This is a genomic window from Streptococcus sp. 29887, from assembly GCF_032595075.1.
In the GTDB taxonomy this organism is placed as follows: domain Bacteria; phylum Bacillota; class Bacilli; order Lactobacillales; family Streptococcaceae; genus Streptococcus; species Streptococcus iners.
The window spans coordinates 1,388,729-1,407,102 of record NZ_CP118735.1; the positions used below are offsets into that span (position 1 = coordinate 1,388,729).

19 protein-coding genes and 4 pseudogenes are annotated in these 18,374 nt (G+C 40.0%); all 23 read right to left on the reverse strand.

The features are described 5' to 3' along the window. Nucleotides 1-101: 101 nt before the first annotated feature. The gene (locus PW252_RS06875) at nucleotides 102-1,976 is read right to left on the reverse strand and encodes an SAG1250 family conjugative relaxase (RefSeq protein ID WP_248050938.1); all 1,875 of its coding nucleotides are present in this window, start codon (nucleotides 1,974-1,976) and stop codon (nucleotides 102-104) included. Continuing rightward, nucleotides 1,963-2,328 carry a plasmid mobilization protein gene (locus tag PW252_RS06880; protein ID WP_017768985.1) on the reverse strand — a complete coding sequence of 122 codons (366 nt, stop codon included), beginning with the start codon at nucleotides 2,326-2,328 and terminating at the stop codon, nucleotides 1,963-1,965. The genes PW252_RS06875 and PW252_RS06880 overlap by 14 nt, the downstream gene beginning before the upstream one ends. Nucleotides 2,329-2,330: 2 nt before the next feature. Further along, nucleotides 2,331-2,693: an SAG1252 family conjugative relaxosome accessory protein gene (locus PW252_RS06885; protein WP_024376479.1), complete on the reverse strand. Its 363-nt coding sequence runs from the start codon at nucleotides 2,691-2,693 to the stop codon at nucleotides 2,331-2,333. Between the two features lie 342 nt (nucleotides 2,694-3,035). Continuing rightward, nucleotides 3,036-3,278 (reverse strand): ADP-ribosylation factor GTPase-activating family protein, encoded by a 243-nt coding sequence (locus PW252_RS06890; RefSeq protein ID WP_002943336.1) that lies wholly within the window; start codon nucleotides 3,276-3,278, stop codon nucleotides 3,036-3,038. A 53-nt stretch (nucleotides 3,279-3,331) separates the two neighbouring features. Beyond that, entirely contained in the window at nucleotides 3,332-4,399 is a 1,068-nt protein-coding gene (locus PW252_RS06895) for an Abi family protein (protein WP_002936409.1), read from the reverse strand. A 177-nt stretch (nucleotides 4,400-4,576) separates the two neighbouring features. After that, entirely contained in the window at nucleotides 4,577-4,873 is a 297-nt protein-coding gene (locus PW252_RS06900; protein ID WP_161942787.1) for a hypothetical protein, read from the reverse strand. A gap of 49 nt (nucleotides 4,874-4,922) precedes the next feature. Further along, a complete protein-coding gene (locus tag PW252_RS06905) occupies nucleotides 4,923-5,312 on the reverse strand; it encodes a DUF5945 family protein (protein WP_024408868.1) in 390 nt (129 codons plus the stop codon). Then, nucleotides 5,309-5,536 carry a DUF5965 family protein gene (locus PW252_RS06910; protein WP_012775533.1) on the reverse strand — a complete coding sequence of 76 codons (228 nt, stop codon included), beginning with the start codon at nucleotides 5,534-5,536 and terminating at the stop codon, nucleotides 5,309-5,311. Before PW252_RS06910 ends, PW252_RS06905 begins: the two co-directional genes overlap by 4 nt. A 53-nt stretch (nucleotides 5,537-5,589) precedes the next feature. Beyond that, the gene (locus PW252_RS06915) at nucleotides 5,590-6,666 is read right to left on the reverse strand and encodes a toprim domain-containing protein (protein WP_024413656.1); all 1,077 of its coding nucleotides are present in this window, start codon (nucleotides 6,664-6,666) and stop codon (nucleotides 5,590-5,592) included. Nucleotides 6,667-6,705: 39 nt separating this feature from the next. Then, the gene (locus PW252_RS06920; RefSeq protein WP_024413657.1) at nucleotides 6,706-7,344 is read right to left on the reverse strand and encodes a hypothetical protein; all 639 of its coding nucleotides are present in this window, start codon (nucleotides 7,342-7,344) and stop codon (nucleotides 6,706-6,708) included. A gap of 95 nt (nucleotides 7,345-7,439) precedes the next feature. Next, nucleotides 7,440-7,730, reverse strand: a complete 291-nt coding sequence (locus PW252_RS06925; protein ID WP_024413658.1) for a DUF5966 family protein — start codon at nucleotides 7,728-7,730, stop codon at nucleotides 7,440-7,442. Nucleotides 7,731-7,743: 13 nt separating this feature from the next. Then, nucleotides 7,744-8,043, reverse strand: coding sequence for a DUF5962 family protein (locus PW252_RS06930; protein ID WP_000194866.1), 300 nt, complete (start codon nucleotides 8,041-8,043; stop codon nucleotides 7,744-7,746). 70 nt (nucleotides 8,044-8,113) lie between these two features. Then, nucleotides 8,114-8,236: pseudogene (locus PW252_RS11335) on the reverse strand (helicase SNF2); the annotation flags it as partial. Between the two features lie 55 nt (nucleotides 8,237-8,291). Further along, nucleotides 8,292-8,765: a sigma factor-like helix-turn-helix DNA-binding protein gene (locus tag PW252_RS06935; RefSeq protein WP_000323521.1), complete on the reverse strand. Its 474-nt coding sequence runs from the start codon at nucleotides 8,763-8,765 to the stop codon at nucleotides 8,292-8,294. 83 nt (nucleotides 8,766-8,848) lie between these two features. Then, complete coding sequence (locus tag PW252_RS06940) at nucleotides 8,849-9,274, reverse strand: RNA polymerase sigma factor (protein ID WP_000323896.1); 426 nt, start codon at nucleotides 9,272-9,274, stop codon at nucleotides 8,849-8,851. Nucleotides 9,275-9,368: 94 nt separating this feature from the next. Beyond that, nucleotides 9,369-9,878 (reverse strand): sigma-70 family RNA polymerase sigma factor, encoded by a 510-nt coding sequence (locus tag PW252_RS06945; RefSeq protein WP_000872511.1) that lies wholly within the window; start codon nucleotides 9,876-9,878, stop codon nucleotides 9,369-9,371. A 473-nt stretch (nucleotides 9,879-10,351) separates the two neighbouring features. Further along, nucleotides 10,352-10,541: pseudogene (locus PW252_RS06950) on the reverse strand (cysteine-rich KTR domain-containing protein). Nucleotides 10,542-10,592: 51 nt separating this feature from the next. After that, nucleotides 10,593-12,512 carry a TetM/TetW/TetO/TetS family tetracycline resistance ribosomal protection protein gene (gene tet(O), locus PW252_RS06955; RefSeq protein WP_248050939.1) on the reverse strand — a complete coding sequence of 640 codons (1,920 nt, stop codon included), beginning with the start codon at nucleotides 12,510-12,512 and terminating at the stop codon, nucleotides 10,593-10,595. 366 nt (nucleotides 12,513-12,878) lie between these two features. Beyond that, complete coding sequence (locus PW252_RS06960; RefSeq protein WP_248050943.1) at nucleotides 12,879-13,253, reverse strand: TnpV protein; 375 nt, start codon at nucleotides 13,251-13,253, stop codon at nucleotides 12,879-12,881. 41 nt (nucleotides 13,254-13,294) lie between these two features. Beyond that, nucleotides 13,295-13,555: pseudogene (locus tag PW252_RS06965) on the reverse strand (topoisomerase C-terminal repeat-containing protein); the annotation flags it as partial. A 169-nt stretch (nucleotides 13,556-13,724) separates the two neighbouring features. Further along, nucleotides 13,725-14,462 (reverse strand): 23S rRNA (adenine(2058)-N(6))-methyltransferase Erm(B), encoded by a 738-nt coding sequence (erm(B), locus tag PW252_RS06970; RefSeq protein ID WP_167787034.1) that lies wholly within the window; start codon nucleotides 14,460-14,462, stop codon nucleotides 13,725-13,727. Nucleotides 14,463-14,621: 159 nt separating this feature from the next. Continuing rightward, a complete protein-coding gene (locus PW252_RS06975) occupies nucleotides 14,622-14,702 on the reverse strand; it encodes a 23S rRNA methyltransferase attenuation leader peptide (protein ID WP_125332768.1) in 81 nt (26 codons plus the stop codon). A gap of 72 nt (nucleotides 14,703-14,774) precedes the next feature. Continuing rightward, nucleotides 14,775-18,365 (reverse strand): annotated as a pseudogene (locus tag PW252_RS06980) (N-6 DNA methylase); the annotation flags it as partial. Nucleotides 18,366-18,374 lie beyond the last annotated feature (9 nt).

The window sequence follows — 18,374 nt, forward strand, 5'->3', positions numbered from 1 at the left end:
ATCTTGATATTGGAGTGCTACTTAAACATTAAATAGCCTGTAAGGCTGATAGTTAGATTAATACTGTCAGCCTTACAATTTTCCTATGAAATCTCAAACAACTAGATTAATTTTATTTCCTGTTTTAATTTAGTGATATTTTGATTTCTTGTATTATCAAGTATGCTTACAAAATTCTCTAATCTCCTAACCTTATAGTCGTAATCATCTATCCATTTTGTTAGGGAATTTTGATTTTCTTCAATTTCTTTCTCCACCTGCTTCAGTTTAATGGCTGGTGTCAGATTCATCTTGCCATAGTCATATCTGGCAAGCCGTCTGTTTTCTGGATCGGAGTTGTTGAGATTGAGCAAGACTTCTGCGACCTTGTTGAGATGAGCGACCTTATCCTGCAACTCCGTGATGGTCAAATCCAACTGGGCGATGTCCTTGATTAACTCATCTTTGACTTCCTGGTAAGATTTGTTGTTGATGTCTAATTCAATAAGAAGATTAAGCTCTGCTATTTTCTCTTTGAGACTGGCCATGGTTGGCCGTCTGCATTTCGGGATATGCTTGCTGTCATGAGTGAGTTGACGAATTAGTTCACGTCCTCGCATATAGCGGTTGAAATCAGAGTTCTCTTTATTGTAGATGAAAAACTGAGCGGTCTCTCGGATAAAGACATGGTAGAACTTGCCTTTTTCATTATCATGAATATCCAATTTGCGGTTTGGTATAAAGACCAAGCCGTCTTTTTTGATACCATAATTGATTCTGACAAAGAGACCGTCTTTAACTAACTTGTCAATCTGGTGCTCCGCTAATGCAACTTCAAACTCCTGGACCTGGTCTCGTTTTTCTTTGAAATCCTTATAGGCCGCCAAGAGTTCCTCAATTGGGAGCTTGTCCTTGTCCCGCTCTTCTTGGTAGGCTTCAAAGTCTGAGACCAGGTTAGCCAAGTCATGTTCTGGTGTGATGTCTCTTTTATCAAAATAGTCCTCAAAAAACTGGACATCGTAGAGGTGTTTTGTGCTGACCTTTTTGTTCTCAATGGAAATTGTTCGGTCGTCCTCTTTCAAGGTAAAGGTAACATGCTTTTTCTTCGGGGAGATTTTCAGGTTTAACTGCTCTGCTATTTCCAAAAGATGAGAGAGGTTTCGTACTCTGGGCAAGAGAAAATCCAGTCGCTGCTCAATAGCTCGTGTCGCAAAATGCTCTCTGAAATAATCCTCGGTGTAGGGCTGGCGCTTATACAGCTGATGGCCGCGAATGACCTGCTTCATGTCTCGGTCGGTCATGAAAAATCTGGCGTACTTGCGAGAGAAATCCATCTCCACGTTGAAAGCGGAAGCCTTGACCACAAAGTCCTCAAAGTTCTTGCTGTTCTCCATGAGAAAATAGAGACGCTGCTTGAGTTCAAACTTGTGATTGGTCTTGCGATAAGTTTCAAACTTCTCATGCGAATAGCGATTGGGCGGAATAATCTTTGCCCCTGACTCCTTCGCCAAGCGGTCAGAAATCATGCGAAGATTTCTCTCCTGGGCATAGTCCCATCTGAGCTTCTTGTCAGAGTTTAGGTCAACAGAGTTTATCAGGATATGATTATGGATATGATTCTTGTCTGTGTGAGTCGTGACGATGAAACGAAAGTTGCCCCCTGTCAACTCCTTGATAGTCTCGTAACCAATGCGATTGATTTCCTCTGGTGTCAGCTTGTCTTCAGGAGAAAATGATTGAATCAAGTGGTGTGCATGGATTTTGGTCTGCTTGAGTTGCTGGCGGTCGTTTCTGGAATCATAGAGCCGATCATTGTTGGTCAAGTTTGCCTGATACATCTCCACCAATTCCTCATAGCTGGGAAAGTCCAAGTAATTGCTCATGCCAAAATCAGAGACCAGTTTCAGCTTCTTCGTCTTTTCTGGATTGAGAATATACTTGATGAGGCTCTTACGATACTTGGTGCTATGCACCGCAAAGTGTTTAGTGACGACCATAAAACTCCTTCAGCTGCTGACACTTTATGTTAAAGTCCTTCTCCACTTCCTTTATGAGTTGGCCAATGCCTTGCACCAAAAATCCACGGTCGCTTGGTGTTAAGATGTGAGTCTGGTTGACGGTCCGTGCGATTTGATTGAGGTTGTTTCCGATTCGTCTCAACTCAAATACCAAGTCGTCATAGTTACTGGTGTCAATGGTCAGAAAGGTCATGTTGGGATTGAGCAGAACTTTTCTAGCATAAGCAGAGAAATTTTTACAGCCACTCTGACCGATACGGTTGTTCAGGGTTTCCAACTCCTGGTCTGTCAGAAAGACTTTTTTGAGGTTGGTACGGTAACGATTTTCCATATCTAACCTCCCATGTACTTGTCACGAAAATCTGGGCTAAGTGGGATAGCCTTCTCCACTTCTGCCATCAGCTCCTGCACACAGGTTAGGATAATTCGCAAGTGCTCTGCTGTAACCTGATGGGTCTGTTCAGCCATGATAGTCACTTGTAAAATGTCTCGACTGATTTGTTCAATCTTCTGGGACTGCCAGAGGGCAAACCAATCCGTTACTGCCTGCTTCCTCTCAACCAAGTCCATCAGCTTTTGACGGACAAAGGGAGAGAATTGCTCTGCGTGTTCCTGCTTCATCAGCTCCTGAATCTGCTCAAGTTCTCCTGGTGTCAGATTGATTTCCTTACGGATAATACGATAGTGGTCTGTCATCTCGTTATACTCCTTCTCTACTTGCCTCTATCGGGTCAGCCCCGATACCGTATGGGATACGGGTGCTTCCTAAAAGCCTCAACGCTTCGCTTTTCGGCTTTTGCGAGCTCAGTTATTGTGTCCACAATAACCTAAAATCTAATCGCCAGCTGAACCCAAACCTTACAGGTTGGTCAGCCGACGATAAGAAAACATGGTGGCTTCGCCCCCAAACCCCCAAGAAAAAGTCAAGGGTTGATTTTCTAAAACTAGATAGAGTGTAACAAGAGAGAGCTGAAAAAATTATCACAGGAAAAGAAAAAGAGCCATTTGGCTCTCGAAAAATTTCTGAAATGAAATAGCTTAACCTAAAACTTCAAAATCATCACTACCATCGGCTTCACCTGTTAGACACGTGAAGCACATGTAGCTCCCTACCAGTGCACTCCCTGCTACCCAAATAGGAGATCCACAATTCATACACCTTGCCCTTCCTTCTTTTTCTTCAAGTACTGCACGCAAGGTTTCTTCAAGCTCTTTGGGATTGATGTCTGGATTATTATTGATAGTCAATTCGACAAATTCTTTGATTGAAATAAGATTCAATACTTTACCTCCGTTCTAATCTATTTTTTAGTCCGTGTCCATCTAAGCACTTATCATATCTTTATTGCCAATAAATCCATCCAATTTTTTGGAAAACCATAGTGTCTCAAATCCACTTGTTCTTGATTACTTTCTTCCAGAAGCTTTTGTAATTTTTTATTCCAAAAATTCTTAGTTTCTATGGACATTGACAAGATAAGATGTCTCATTGCTATAAAATAGATAAATAGTGTCTTGCTATCATTCTCTGAGTCTGTCACTAGCAACTCTCTGTCAGAATGATGAAAAGCTGGCAGTGTATGGTGTAAGCGACCATATAATCTGCCATTGTGTGAGCAAATATTCCTAAGATAACGAAGAGCGTTACACCAAGACAATAAGATTTTAGCTGGAATGTTATCATCCTTGTCCAAGGGAAGACTAATATAGGCAGCAACCTTATTTCGATATTCTGGTTGTAGGGCAACGAGGAAGGACGCTATATTTCCAAATGTCATTAAACGAAAAACGGTCCAAGGTAACACGACCCCATATTGGTTAATCTGATTCTTGATTGTGGCATCATCTTGTTTTTCCAAAATCAATCGTGACAAATGATATTTTGTTTTCAAAACAATATCCAGCCTCTTAGGATTTTCTTTTCGGTATTTAGATTGTTCTGAATAATAGAGAGCATCATCTTCAAAAATATAAGAAGGTTTATTGTATCCAATCGTCAGAGCATCAGCTGTACTCTTCTTCAAAAAAACTTCGATACGCTCCAATATCTCTTGAAGAAAATTTCTAAAGTAGCTATCAAATAAGTAAACTCTTTTTGCTTCTATGTATTTTCTGTCCACCAACTTCCCATATTGAGAGAATGATTGGAAGTCTATATCTCTTAAAAAGTCAATACAATCCTGTTTATAAAAATCATCATTCCCATTGTATTTGAAAGACCAGTTAGAGTTTTCTTTCATATGGACATATAACTGTTCTTCAGTTAAAGCCGGCTCAAGAGAACATTTTAATTGAGTTGGTGCTAATACTGGTCTATAAACCAACCTAGTTTTATCAGTAATATCTAAATCTAACGGAAAATAGTCCTTAAAATTTATTAATTCAAATACATTATTAGGCATAAAATATCTCTCCGCAATATGAAAAAAGGCCACCTAGTTATACATTGCTGTACCTTCGATGACTTCTAATCTAACTAAATTATACCACAACACCTCCTACTAAGCAAGAAATATTTTTACTTCGTTTGATTCAACGATGACACATATTTCAAAAAACAGGCCAAAATAATTGGTCTGTTATTTGTTATTATTGCTCTCTCGCCTACCTTGTCTAAATCTCTCAATGTTTTTTTCCAACTGCTCAGTATTCAGTTTATTTTTCGCTTCTTGGATTGACTTATCAAGACTTTGTTCCTCATCGGTTATAATGTCCCTAGATATTTCCACTCTCTCACTAGACTTGAAACTAGAATCAAAAACCACGTCTAGGAGTTGTTCTACTTTGGTTAATTCAGTATCTGACATCTCAGATAGTCGATGAATCAGTCGTTTAAATTGATCCTGGTTCTGTTTTTTCTTTTGAAAAAATTTCATTATCTTCTCCTTCAATTGTAAAAAGGTAGCCCGCATAGGACTACCTGACTTATAAATCATCAATGGCTACTGAAATAGCCTGCAACTTTTTATTTTGGATTTTCTTTTCATCAATCAATTGATGAAGTTCTTCAATTTGCTTTTGACAGGCTGAAATATCCTTGTTATTTTGTGCAATGGTATCAGCCAAGTGTTGTTTATAGTCACTTGTGATATTTACCTTCTTCGGCTGACTTTGTTTAACGGTTGATGCGAGCGTTTGGTCATCTTTATATTTTGACTCCTTTTGTTGTTGTTCAAAAGCAGCCACATAGTCTACTTCTTCAATTGGTTTTTCATCCTGTTTATGGAAGAGTGCTGCGATTTTAGCTCGTTCTTCATGGGACGATGTTGGTTTCACATCGTCTAGTGGCTGATCAAAATTCCATGTTTTACTCATTCTGTATCCTCATTTCTGTAATTTGAGTGTAGTGTGGTTTCTTTACCAAAGGCTTGCTCTAGTGCTTCATGAAATGACAACTGACTAGATTGTTGCCGTTTGATAAAGGTACTGTACATAGCTGTTTGTAGTTGGTCACGATAGTGTTCCAATTTCTCTGTCTCACGTGAGACCTTTTCTTCTTGCCTAGCTACTTTTTCAGCCAGACGTTCAATCACACTCATAGGGTGTCCTCCTTGTCCCTTTCTAGATTATGATAGCGGACTTGATTTTGTTATCACAATTCCATAGCACGCTCTCGTTTTGGTGGAGGATGATTCTTATTGACTTTTGCTTGGGCTGTTTGGATAAAATCACTTAAAGATAGTTCACTCTGCTGCTTCACAATATCATTCCAATCTGACTTTGTTTCAAGTCCCTGCAATGGTGGTAAATCTTTGGTGATTGGAAGTCCTTTATCTGACAGTTTCTGACAAAATTCTCTTCCTGCCTCATCGTTATCAACAGCCAATGTTAGCACGTTTGAATGAGTTTGAAAAAAGGTTGTCGTCTCTTGTATTGCCTGAAGATAATGGCTAAGTCTGCTTGGTTTTACTGTATCTAGAAATGCCAATTTCCCTTGTTCCTCGGCTGCTAGACGTAAAGTCTGATAAGCAATCACTGAAAGTTTTAAGCCTTCCATTGACACCAGGCGAACATCTGATAGCTGCTTTTGGTGAAGTTGATAATAACTCATCATATCTATAACTGATTCACAAAAAATGAGTCTCTTGGGATTCCCAATATCGAAACTAATACCAACATGGCCTTTTGAGCCTTTCATGATTTTTTTGAGATAACCTCGATCGTGTTTTTCTTCATTTTTGACGAGACCTTGAAGGCTTGCGGCCTGTAAGACACCATTATGGTCATAGCTTTTAAACACTAAAACTGACTCCGCTTGATAAGTAGCTTGAGCAAGCAATCCTTGTCTACCAAAGGTATTGATAGTCTGATCACTTAGGCCACGGATGTCTTTTAAGTAAATACGTGCTTGCTGAAAGGGTTCTTCATGCAAATAATATTGAAACGGTTGATAAGTTTCTTCTATTACCGTAGCCTGTTCAAAATCTCCAGTTTCAAGATAGGATACAGCCTCTTTGAAAGTAACACCTGCCACTAATTGAACAAAGTCAATCACATCCCCTTGTATATCTCTTGAAAACCATTTGAAAGTATTGGTATCGGCAAAAATCCGAAAGGAATCATGGTCTGGGTGTTCATAAATGTGTCCTGATAAACGTCTGAAGGAATAACCTAAACTTTCAGCCACATCTAAAATGGCCTTTTGTTTTACTATTTTAATTCGTGTCATCTTGTCTCCCTATCAAAAAAAGCAGAAGACTGTCTCCTGCTAGTTGTTCTCACTTGTTGTAGTTCCTTGGATCGTTGGTATGCTGGAATTAGCACCATTTGTGGCTTCTTTCATGTCCTCCAGTTTCCCATTCCAAATGGTCAACTGATTAACCAGGAGCTTGTCGGAAACTTTGGAGTAGGATAACATAACCGTCTTGATTTCTGTCTGAGTGGTTCGCTGTTGTTGCTCACTCAAATCAGAAACATAGGTCACTTGGTAGGTAACTTCCGCAAGTGCAACATTGCTTTCTGTATTGACATAGATACTGGCTGATTCAAATCGGTAGTCAAGCATATAATCTTTATAAACTTGATTAATTGCTTTATTCTGATTTGCTTCCTCTTCTGAAAATGCCGAATCCGTCATGTAGGGCTTGATACGAGCGTTATTTTCACCAAGCTGGACCTTGGTGAAATATTGAGTAAGAAATTCTTTGACAAGCTCATCTGATAGGACTGTCGCTCTTTCCTCCTGCTTTTCCTTTGTCACAAGTTTATTGGCTTCTGCTCGTATTTGGTGCTCAGTTTGTTTTGAAACGGATTGTGAGCCAATCGTATAGCCAATCATGACCATAAAACTGACTGCGATTAAACCTCCTACTCCAATCAGAAATCGAGCTTTCACTTTATTTAACATGGCTTACTCCTTTATTAGTGATAGCCACATCATAACAAGATTATCTTGGAAAATTTATCACAAGAAAAAGGACTACCAATCGGTAATCCTCCGTGTTAAACTATTCTATTTCTCCACCACTTTATAATAAAGCTTAAAACGAGAAATAGATTCAAAGCAATAAAAAATCCTGTAAAACTCCAAATACCATTGGTGGCTAAATCTTCTGTATAGAGGTATCTCTCAGTAAAGAAGAGGTAGATTCCATAGATTTCTATAAAGACTAATCCACTGATGAGTCCGATAAGAAACAAAGCAACTGAAACTTTCACAATCCGATAAAGGACGAGCAACATCAGTCCTATTGCTGCGATAATCAAAAGGCTTTGTAGAATTTGCTCCAACATCTTACACCTCTTTCTAGGCTAATTGCTTGCGATAGTAGTCAGCCTGTCTCTTGTCTAAATCATCTAGTTGGGCAACCAAATCAAGGTATTCCGTCTTTGTCACCTCATCTAAGCTAGGAAAATCATTCTCACGACTTGTGATGATGAGTTCCAGCTGTCCAGTAATTTCACGCCTTGAAAAACTGTAATCAAAGGTCTCATCTTCATACTGTTCCTTTAAAGTTTGGTAGTTTGCCCTATCTTCTGAACTCGTAAAGCCTTGTGACAACCATTCTTCTAGTTGATAACGCATTTCTTCTAGTGTTTGGGTCATGATCTATTCTCCTTTTGTGATTTCTTGACTTCATTTTACCGCGTTCAAAATTATTTGTCAGCCTTTTTTCTTATATCTCAAGTGCTATTTGTTGCTTCTTTTGGGGTGTTGTATCTTCACTAAACTTGGCCAAAGCTGCATCTATCTCCTCAATTTCTACTTCTTTTTCAACCAAGGGAGCTAAAACATCATAGCCATCGTCAACATACGTTTTTGCTAAATGCCATTTCTTTTTCGGGCGGTGTCGGTCATGGTTGGAGATATTTCCTCATTTCCGCTTTTACTTTCTTCTTTGCAACAGCAACGGATTTCTGTATTGCAGAAGCGGTGCAATGCTCCATAGCGGCGATTTGGTAAAAATTGAACTCATACTCGTAGTAGAGCAGGAAACGTCGCCTTTGTATCTCTGGCAGTCTGTCAACCGCCTTACAGAGCAGTTCCGCCCGTTCTGCTTCAATCATTTGTTCCTCAATGCTCTTAGGCAGCTTTAACGCCCGCCTGTTCAGCGTTTCGTCCCATACTTCCGAAAACTCCCTGTGCCGCTCGTCCCATTGGAGAAGATTCCTGTTCCTGCGTTCCATCTGCCGAAATTCAAAGAATAACTGCTCGGATACTTCCAGTTCGTGGTGTTCCCCCTGCCCGTCCTTAAAACTGATAAAATACCTTATACCGCTTTCCGTGGATTCCTCCCGAAGCGTATACGCCTTAGCTTTATATGCCATCCCGTTTTCCTCCTGCCAAAAATAAGCGGGGAGATTCCACTCCCCACCCAGTAGCCCGCAGAATAATGGGATGTATTAGACGCTTACAAAATTTTCCGAAGCTTCTTCCGCAGATGGTCTAACCTCGCATAGATGGCACCAGTCGTCAAATGCACAAGTGGGGCAATCTCCTTTGTGGAATACCCCTGCATTTTCAGCAGGACGATTTTCAAGGTACGCCCGTCCACCGTGACTAATACTTGATAGAGATTTTCGCTCTCAATCTCGTCCAGTAACTCCGCAACTGTATTCACCTCCGCTTGCCGCTCCCTGTCTGCCATGTCCTCAAGGTATTCCGCAACGTCATTCGTCCATCGGTAAAACCGCCTGTTGGAATTGAAGTCTGCCCTGTCCGCTATGCGTATCTGCTCAATGGTCACTTCATCAACGCCGCACTCACGCAGCAGCTTTTCCTCCGCTTCTTTCCAGATACGCCATTTCCTGTCCTCCCGTCCGTGGTTGTATGCCATTCTTTCTTCCTCCAATCAGAATTGATTGAGAGGGCAGAGAAAAGCCCCCTCATTTTCCCAAAGGAAAAAACAAGGGGGCTGAACGCCTTAAATTTTAATTTTCTATTATCTTTCTTAGTTTTCTTAGGATTCTGGCTTTGCGTTTGTTCACAACGCTCTGGGTTATGCCTAACCTCGCCCCGACTTCACGCTCGGAAAGTCCGTCAAAAAAGATTGCCTGTATCAACTCCTGCTCACTATCCGACAACAAAGGCAGGGCGGCTTTCAGCCTGTCCACCATAACAGCATTGACAACGGTTTCCGCAATGTCCGCCGCTTCATCAGCGATAAAGTCCAGAGGATTCCCCTCGCTGTCCGTAAATCCGTCCAGAGATAGCAGGCTGTTCCTCGCATCTAATTTTTGCAGGTAACGCCACCGCTCCCTGTCACGGTAGAAGTCCGCATATTGCTCCCTTACGACTTCAAGCAGACAACCTTGGACGGGGATAAACAGCTTGTCCATATATCCCTTGTCGGCTTGCCTGCGGCGGCAGAAATCCGTATAGGACAGTTCCACATAGCCGCCGCTTTCTTTGATATATACTTTTCTTGGTGCGTATTTCACCGCTAATACCTCCCATCTGAATTTTTGAAATGTAAAAATCCAGATGGAGAGGCGGGGAGCGGCAACGCACACCAGAAACAGCCCTGCGGCACTTTCCAACAAAAAACGACAAAAGAAAAACCGCAAAGGCTCTGTGACCTTCACGGTTATGGGAAATACAAATTCTGTTGTATGGAGATTGTACTTCCACTTTCAAGGTGAGAAGTACCGCTGCACTGGCAGAAATTTTTTTAACTGGTTTCCTGCCATTCTCTGATATGCTATGTATTGATAAATTTTACTTCGTATGAGCAGATGAATAACCGCCCGAAAAAAGAACATAAAAAAATCCCTCCAAATTTAAAAACAAATTCAGAGGGTAATTTAGGGTATAACAAAATAACCCACCCGAATATCGTTTTTTTTATTTGGTGAGTTTGTTCTTTCAAATACGAAACAAAAAGAGCCGATGATTCGTGAATTGTTCCACAATTTCATCGGCTCTGCGTCTTAAGCGTCTGGCTCTTTGATGACAGTTATCTTCAAGTTGTCAACTTTAATCAAGCTTTCTTGTCTGCATTTTGGACAATAAAGGGGATAATTCTCCAAAACAGTGTCCTTCCTAATTTTATTACGGGTTTTGCTCCCACAAACAGGACACAATATCCATTCGCATTTCATCATAATTAGTCTCTAATCCTTTCAAATCTCATTTTATATGACTTTTGCAAGCTGTTAAGCTAACTTGTGGAACATATGCCGAACCTTATCTATACGGCTATTCGGGCGGCGGGGTTGGCAAATAAATTTACCAATAGCTGGCTGGTATCCTTTTAACTCTGTCAAGCAGACTCCCTGCCCATTTGTGAAATAAGTTAAATCGTTCCTGTATTCTTGAATACATCTAGCAGGGATTTCTCCTTTCAGAATGACCTCGTCATTCTTTATCTGAGTACTTACAATATCTGCACAATACCTTGGAGCATCATGATACGCCCGTGAGAGATATTCCTGCGGTGCATAAATTTCAAAGTGGAGATATGGCTCTAATAGTTCTGTCCCTGCTTTTTTTAAAGCCTGCTCCAATACGATAGGGGAAAGCAGCCGAAAGTCTGCGGGGGTACTTACAGGACTATAATACAATCCATATTCAAAACAGATTTTACAGTCTGTCACTTTCCATCCATACAGCCCCTGCTCGCAGCCATAAAGAACCCCCTCCATAACCGCATTTTGGAACGATTGATTTAAATATCCAAGTGAAACTCTGCTTTCATACTGCACTCCGCTTCCAATAGGGAGCGGCTCTATGGACAACCCGACAGAAGCCCAGAAAGGATTTGGCGGGACTTCTATGTGGATGGTATATTCTGCTTTTCTAAGCGGTCTTTCCATGTATATAACAGTAGGTTCTTTTATTTCTGCCTCTACATGATACTTTTCCTCAAGAATGGCACAAATAACTTCCATCTGTACCTTCCCCAAAAAGGAAAGTATAATTTCATGCGTTGTAGTATCCACGTAATACTTTAAAAGAGGATCGCCATCTGAGATTTCTGTAAGTGCCTCAAGCAACACTTCCCGCTGTTCGGATTTCTTTACTTCAATTGTTGTTTGGAGCATAGGGAGCGGATTTTCAATAAATTTTCTCTGCGGCAACAGTATTTCGTTCCCCAAAATACTGTTTAGCTGCAAAACATCATTTGGTAAAATTACAATATCACCAGAGTAAGCCGTATCTGCTAAACACAATTCACCGTTTGTAGGAATACTCATCTCTGTAATTTTTATTTTCTCTTTTTCTGATATTCTGACAACGTCCCTCGAATGCAATGCGCCGCTGTACAGACGCACATAAGCCAAACGCCTCCTTTTTTCTGAATATTCAATCTTAAAAACCTGCCCGCATAGTTCAGATTGACCTTCAGGCGTTGATGAATAAAATTTACTGGCAATCACTTCTATAAGCTGCCGAATCCCCAGATTGTTTTTAGCGCTTCCGTGATAAACGGGAAATAACGTTCCGTTTTGGAATCTCCTGTTTTCTTCCTGTTCCAGTTCTGACATTTTAAACGGTTTCCCTGACATATATTTCTCTAATAGTTCATCGTTTCCCATAATTACCGTATCCCACTGTTCCATATCGTCATTGTCCGTTACATTTATATGGGGATGCTGCCCAACCTTTTGCTTCACTATAATTTCCGAAGAAAGCTTTGCTTTCATTTCTTGATATACCATTGGCAAATCAATCCCCTCTTGGTCAATTTTATTGATGAAAAAAATTGTCGGAATCTTCATTGTCTGTAGTGCATGAAACAGTATACGGGTCTGTGCCTGTATGCCATCCTTTGCAGAAACTAATAATACTGCTCCGTCTAATACGGATAAAGAACGGTATACTTCCGCCAAAAAATCCATATGGCCTGGCGTATCTATAATGTTGACTTTTACATCCTCCCACTGAAAAGATGTCACTGCTGTCTGGATAGTGATTCCCCTTTGACGCTCCAAATTCATTGTATCTGTCCTTGTTGTGCCTTCATCTACGCTCCCTGGTTCTGCAATTGCACCACTGGTATACAATAAACTCTCCGTTAATGTTGTCTTTCCTGCGTCAACGTGAGCCAGAATGCCTAAGTTAATTATTTTCATGTGATTTTCCTCCTATCAACACCCAAAAAAGGGCATAAAAATACCCAGTGATAAATACTCCTATCACTGGGTAAATAACTCCAATAGCCCCAAAACACTTATATGTTTTCGGGCATATAAAATTACATGATAAAAGTATTATTAAACTGGGTACAAAAAACTAAGCCCCATATTAAAAGTGAAACGGGACTGCTACTTTTTGTTCCCACTATCAAATTGACAGTTTATTTAAGAATACCTTGCCGCATATTTATTAACTCCTTGTATAATACTGAATCTAATTATATTCCTTAACCCTTTATTTGTCAAGCTGACAAACTAAAGCAGAAAAAGCGGCAGGATTTCCCCCTGCCACTAATCATCTGTTTATGCAAAAATAATTTCCTTTTCCACAATCTCCCTCGCACAAGCCCTTATGTTATTGAGGCATCCTGTCCATTCTAAGGCGTTTTCTGCCTTTAGCTGTTCCGTTATGCCCTGTGCCTGTTTCATACCCTCTATGAGCCTTTCAAAGCGTTCCTGTGCCTGTCTGTCAATGTCGGCAAGGTAAGCGTTAAGTCTGCCGCTTGTAAGAAGATTGGTGTATGTAACTTTGCAGTGATGCTTCAGATAATCCAAATGCCGCTGTCCCCAGATGCCTATCGGCTGTTCTTCTTCGGCGGGTACAGTAAAGCACGGTATCAAATAATCGCCTTGCCTTTCGTATTTGCCGCCCATTTCCTCAAAAATTGTCTTTGCCATTGTCTGTTACCTCAAAAGCCCTCTTTAAAGGGCTTTTATGTTTATTTTGAAAAAGAGATAAAATCAATATATCCCTTTTCCCCAATTTTTACAACGGCATTGTAGGGCTTTTTCTCTTTGTTTTTGATTCCTTTTACCAGGGTTTCTTTTCCCTCCAGTAATTCTTTTACATTCGTTTTGGTTAGTTTTTTCTTTCTAAAATGTTCAGCTAAAGTAAACTTACATTCAGGATAATTTGAACAACCATAAAACGATTTTTTTAATACAATATTGTTGCCACACTTAGGACATTTTCCTACAAGGGGTCCCGAGCGCTTAGTGGGAATTTGTACCCCTTATCGATACAAATTCCCCGTAGGCGCTAGGGACCTCTTTAGCTCCTTGGAAGCTGTCAGTAGTATACCTAATAATTTATCTACATTCCCTTTAGTAACGTGTAACTTTCCAAATTTACAAAAGCGACTCATAGAATTATTTCCTCCCGTTAAATAATAGATAACTATTAAAAATAGACAATACTTGCTCATAAGTAACGGTACTTAAATTGTTTACTTTGGCGTGTTTCATTGCTTGATGAAACTGATTTTTAGTAAACAGTTGACGATATTCTCGATTGACCCATTTTGAAACAAAGTACGTATATAGCTTCCAATATTTATCTGGAACATCTGTGGTATGGCGGGTAAGTTTTATTAAGACGCTGTTTACTTTTGGTTTAGGATGAAAGCATTCCGCTGGCAGCTTAAGCAATTGCTGAATCGAGACTTGAGTGTGCAAGAGCAACCCTAGTGTTCGGTGAATATCCAAGGTACGCTTGTAGAATCCTTCTTCAACAATCAGATAGATGTCAGACGCATGGCTTTCAAAAACCACTTTTTTAATAATTTGTGTGCTTAAATGGTAAGGAATATTCCCAACAATTTTATACCTCTGTTTGTTAGGGAATTGAAACTGTAGAATATCTTGGTGAATTAAAGTGACACGAGTATTCAGTTTTAATTTTTCTGACGATAAGTTGAATAGATGACTGTCTAATTCAATAGACGTTACCTGTTTACTTATTTTAGCCAGTTTCGTCGTTAAATGCCCTTTACCTGTTCCAATTTCGTAAACGGTATCGGTTTCTTTTAAATTCAATTGTTTTATTATTTGGTTGAGTACTTTTTCACTCGTTAAAAAGTTTTGAGAATATTTTATATTTTTTTTCATGTAATCACTCCTGAAGTGATTACATCTATAAACAAATACAGAAGTTAAACGATTTGTTTGTAATTTTAGTTATCTGTTTAAAAAGTCATAAGATTAGTCACTGGTAGGAATCAATCTAACGTATTTATTTATCTGCGTAATCACTGTTTTTAGTCTGTTTCAATCTGCGTAATCACTGTTTTTAGTCTGTTTCAAAACAGTAGATGTTTTATCTACATTACGCATTTGGAATACCAACATGACGAATCCCTCCTTCTTAATTACAAATTTTTAGCATCTAATTTAACTTCAATTCCTATTATACAAAATTTTATAATCGAAATCAACACCACGTCCGTCAGCCAAGCTCGAATTTAAGGCATCAAGGGCAGTATGTACCTTTTTAACCTCTTTTTCAGGACGCACTAAAGCCTTCTCAAAAGCAAGGGATTTAGTATAGATAACAGACTTTCCACTTGGATCCAGACGTTCATCTTCCAAACTAGCAAGAAGCGAATACTTATCATCACTATCAAAAAGATTACGGTTCACTGCACTGTTCAAATACCCATAGTGTTTGACAAAGCTATTATAGGTACGATTGAGTTTGCCTAACAAGTGGTTAAAGGTCTTCTTATCATAGTCATAATGGCGTTGAATGGCAATGACCTCTTGGTAAGCATTTCGAATGTCCACCATTCCTTTGATTCGTGCCACTTCTTTATCAGACAAAGGAGCTTCATAGAAAACTGTCTTTTTATAATACCCCTTAAATTGTCCGCGTTTAGCTGCATCATCGGTCACATAGACATCCAGAGCACTGCTATCTGTAACTTCTAAGCTATTAAATCTATCAATCTGTTTTTGAGAATGTTTGGTGTCCCATGCTTTGAAGTTGCCCTCTTCATCGACATAGTAACTGATTTCTTCCGTCTTGGTTCCGACTCGAATGCCTTTATTATCTCGATAGTAGACCGTAGCACCCTGGTAACCAAAACTGTACTGACCCAGATTCTCCCTCATTTCAACTGGAATGGAAGTATCAATGACTTGTTTGGTCAACACATTTGGATTAATGATGACCTCATTTCTATCAATCTTTCTTGGGGCTTTTACTTGATTTAGAGCAGTTTGGACACTGGCAATCAAGTCATCACTAGTCCCCTTAACAGAAAGTGTTCCGCCGTTAAAATTTCTGATCTCGTAGGTTCCTAGCACTTGGCTATTGTATTCCCCATCAAAATAAGGATTGAGCCAAATGCGACTATCCTTATCATAACGAATGGAACCTGAAAAGGCTAAGTCGTCTGCCACATATCCCTTGTCTAAGTGTTTCTGGAAGAATAACATATCCGTTGTGACACTCGTTCCCGCAATGGCTTTAAAGGCAGAGTCAGGCAGTCGAACCCCACCAAGAAAGTCAGTTGTCTCACGAATATCTTGTAAAATGTTTCCGGTTCGCTTATCCATGGTTCCTGTTGAGGAGATAATCGCTACTTGCCCACCATCATGGACCAAATCAAGCGACTTTTTGACAAAGTAATCATGAATCATATAAGGCTTATCGTACTTGTTATCCGCGATCCGAATATTGGCAAATGGCACATTTGAAATCACCAAATCAAAACTATTGTCGTTAAAAGCCACCGTCTCAAAACCCTTAATTTCAAAATGACTATTGGGGTGAAGGTGTTTGGCTATAGTTCCTGTAATGGTATCTAGCTCTACGCCATATAGCTCACTCTTTTCTCTTAAGTGTTTGGGCATAGCCGCAAAGAAATTCCCTGTTCCCATGGAAGGGTCTAGGATTTTTCCGCCTGTAAAACCATCTCTTTCCAACTTATCCCACATCTGACGGATCAGGGTAGGGTCTGTATAATAGGCTGTCAAGGAGGACTGTTTCATATCCGAATACTCTTTATCTGTGACTAAGCTTTTCAGTTCTTCTCGTTCCTTAGAAAATTTTGGATTATAGTCATCAAAGAAATCATTGGCAAGTCCACCCCAACCCACATACTTGGCAAGGAGTTCTTGTTCACTTGGACTTGCCTGACGGCGTTCCGTTTCAAGTGTTTTAACCAAACGAATAGCCGCAATGTTTGTCTCAACCTTATCTCTAGCAGTCCTAGGATAAAAGTCCGTCAAATCTTCTGGAAAATAAAAGTCCGTTACTGGAATCTCTGGAATTGTTTCGACGACTACCTCTTCAGGAATTTGACTATCTGTTTCTTCAAGATCAATATCGTTATGACCTTTTTCAGAACCATCTGGTTCCAATAGTCCAATACTCTGAACTGGCTCCTCTTTCAGAAATGAAAAAAGATTTAGTTCTTGGTCCGCTTCTTCTAACTCTGTTTGTGGTTCTGCCTTTGGCTGATGAAGTGCCTGACTGACTTCTTCCCAGGTCCTCAAATAAAGAACTGGATTTTGTTCAATGATATCCGAAAAATCATTGACTAACTCAATTCGAATCAAACCGTTCAATCGAGCATCGCTGACCGACACGACCTCAAAGTCCTGTCCCTTATAGGAAACCAATGACCCCAGAGGATAAGTGTCCAATACTCTCTGAACCAGTGGATTTTCCGCGAATTCTTCATCAACTACTTCTTTTCCCTCAGCTTTCTCTAGCTTGCTTTTCCAATCTCTGAGAGTTAAATCTGGCTGATTACCTTTATCTTTTTCAAATTGCTCCGCATCTTCTCTGCTGAGTTCTTGGTGTAAAAAGGCGTAGGCAACTTGTCGCAGCTCTTCAATGGAAAGCTGGCTACCAAAGAAAAATTCAACCTTTTCATGACTTAGTCCCATTTGGAGTAGTTCTGTCGCAAGGGCTAGTTGAGTTACCGAGGCTTTGGGATAACCACCTAGTAAAGCAAGGTCTGCATTTTTTAAACGAAAACGACCTGCCGCATCCAATAAAATACCGATTTGGTCTGGGTCAAACTGAGATAGCTCAATCCCTACCTGAGTCAATTTTTCTTGATTTTCTGCCCTAATAGCTTGTCCAATTTTTTCTAATTCCTTTTCTTCGACTGTGGTCAGCGTTCGTTTCAGCTCATAGGGACTACCATCAGCTTCTAGATAGGTGAGTAACTCCTCGCCCTCAAAGATTGGTGTCATTTCCATTTCAGTGTCAAAATCACCTCGTTTAAAACTTGGGACTTTGGAACGTTCATTACGAATTTGGTCAAAATATGTTAGAATCTCAAATTTACGTCGTAAAGATAACTCTTCATAGGCAGGCAGATGACTGGTTTTTCCAGTTCGGATATCCAAATGAGACAAATCTACGTCCAAACTAGCAATAATCAAAGAGCCATCTTCTCTAAATGATATTGCTTGATTACTACTCACTTTGTGCTCATCACCAGTTTCTTCATTTTCTAGAACAGTTTTATCAGCTCTTGTTTCAAGCTCAGGCTCGTAAGTCAAGAGAAACTGTTCAATATCTCGGCTGATTCGATCCGCTAAATTATTAGCCACACGATAAACATTGACCAAATTAGCTCCCCTACTCTTTTGTAAGAGTGAATCCGGCGATATGGTTTGGTAGTGTCCATTGGAATCCAATAATTGAAAACGAGTGGCCAGATTGAACAAGGCCACTTCAATCACCAAGTCTTTTTCAGACGGCGATAGTTTGTCGAGTTTTTGGAGACCAGTTTGGCCGAAAACTTGTGTATAGGTCAATAGATCATGAGCAGTATCATAAGGACTAGCCTGGACAAAAGCTGAAACATCTGTCTCAAAGTGAAGTACCTGAACAGATCTTTTGATTCCCTGCCTATTGGTCATAAACTGACGAATAAGACTATCCCACTCCTCATCAAAATGCTCTGCTTGGTAATATAAAAATGCCTCAAGCAGGGCTCTATCACGAGGAATGGTGGCTCTCATCATTTGTAGTAAGACTTCTTGATTCATTTTTCCCTC

Coding starts and splice junctions, on each gene's coding strand:
- PW252_RS06875 (WP_248050938.1), bottom strand. CDS start 1,976: ATGGTCGTCACTAAACACTTTGCGGTGCATAGCACCAAGTATCGTAAG.
- PW252_RS06880 (WP_017768985.1), bottom strand. CDS start 2,328: ATGGAAAATCGTTACCGTACCAACCTCAAAAAAGTCTTTCTGACAGAC.
- PW252_RS06885 (WP_024376479.1), bottom strand. CDS start 2,693: ATGACAGACCACTATCGTATTATCCGTAAGGAAATCAATCTGACACCA.
- PW252_RS06895 (WP_002936409.1), bottom strand. CDS start 4,399: ATGCCTAATAATGTATTTGAATTAATAAATTTTAAGGACTATTTTCCG.
- PW252_RS06900 (WP_161942787.1), bottom strand. CDS start 4,873: ATGAAATTTTTTCAAAAGAAAAAACAGAACCAGGATCAATTTAAACGA.
- PW252_RS06905 (WP_024408868.1), bottom strand. CDS start 5,312: ATGAGTAAAACATGGAATTTTGATCAGCCACTAGACGATGTGAAACCA.
- PW252_RS06910 (WP_012775533.1), bottom strand. CDS start 5,536: ATGAGTGTGATTGAACGTCTGGCTGAAAAAGTAGCTAGGCAAGAAGAA.
- PW252_RS06915 (WP_024413656.1), bottom strand. CDS start 6,666: ATGACACGAATTAAAATAGTAAAACAAAAGGCCATTTTAGATGTGGCT.
- PW252_RS06920 (WP_024413657.1), bottom strand. CDS start 7,344: ATGTTAAATAAAGTGAAAGCTCGATTTCTGATTGGAGTAGGAGGTTTA.
- PW252_RS06925 (WP_024413658.1), bottom strand. CDS start 7,730: ATGTTGGAGCAAATTCTACAAAGCCTTTTGATTATCGCAGCAATAGGA.
- PW252_RS06930 (WP_000194866.1), bottom strand. CDS start 8,043: ATGACCCAAACACTAGAAGAAATGCGTTATCAACTAGAAGAATGGTTG.
- PW252_RS06935 (WP_000323521.1), bottom strand. CDS start 8,765: ATGGCATATAAAGCTAAGGCGTATACGCTTCGGGAGGAATCCACGGAA.
- PW252_RS06940 (WP_000323896.1), bottom strand. CDS start 9,274: ATGGCATACAACCACGGACGGGAGGACAGGAAATGGCGTATCTGGAAA.
- PW252_RS06960 (WP_248050943.1), bottom strand. CDS start 13,253: ATGGCAAAGACAATTTTTGAGGAAATGGGCGGCAAATACGAAAGGCAA.
- PW252_RS06975 (WP_125332768.1), bottom strand. CDS start 14,702: ATGTTGGTATTCCAAATGCGTAATGTAGATAAAACATCTACTGTTTTG.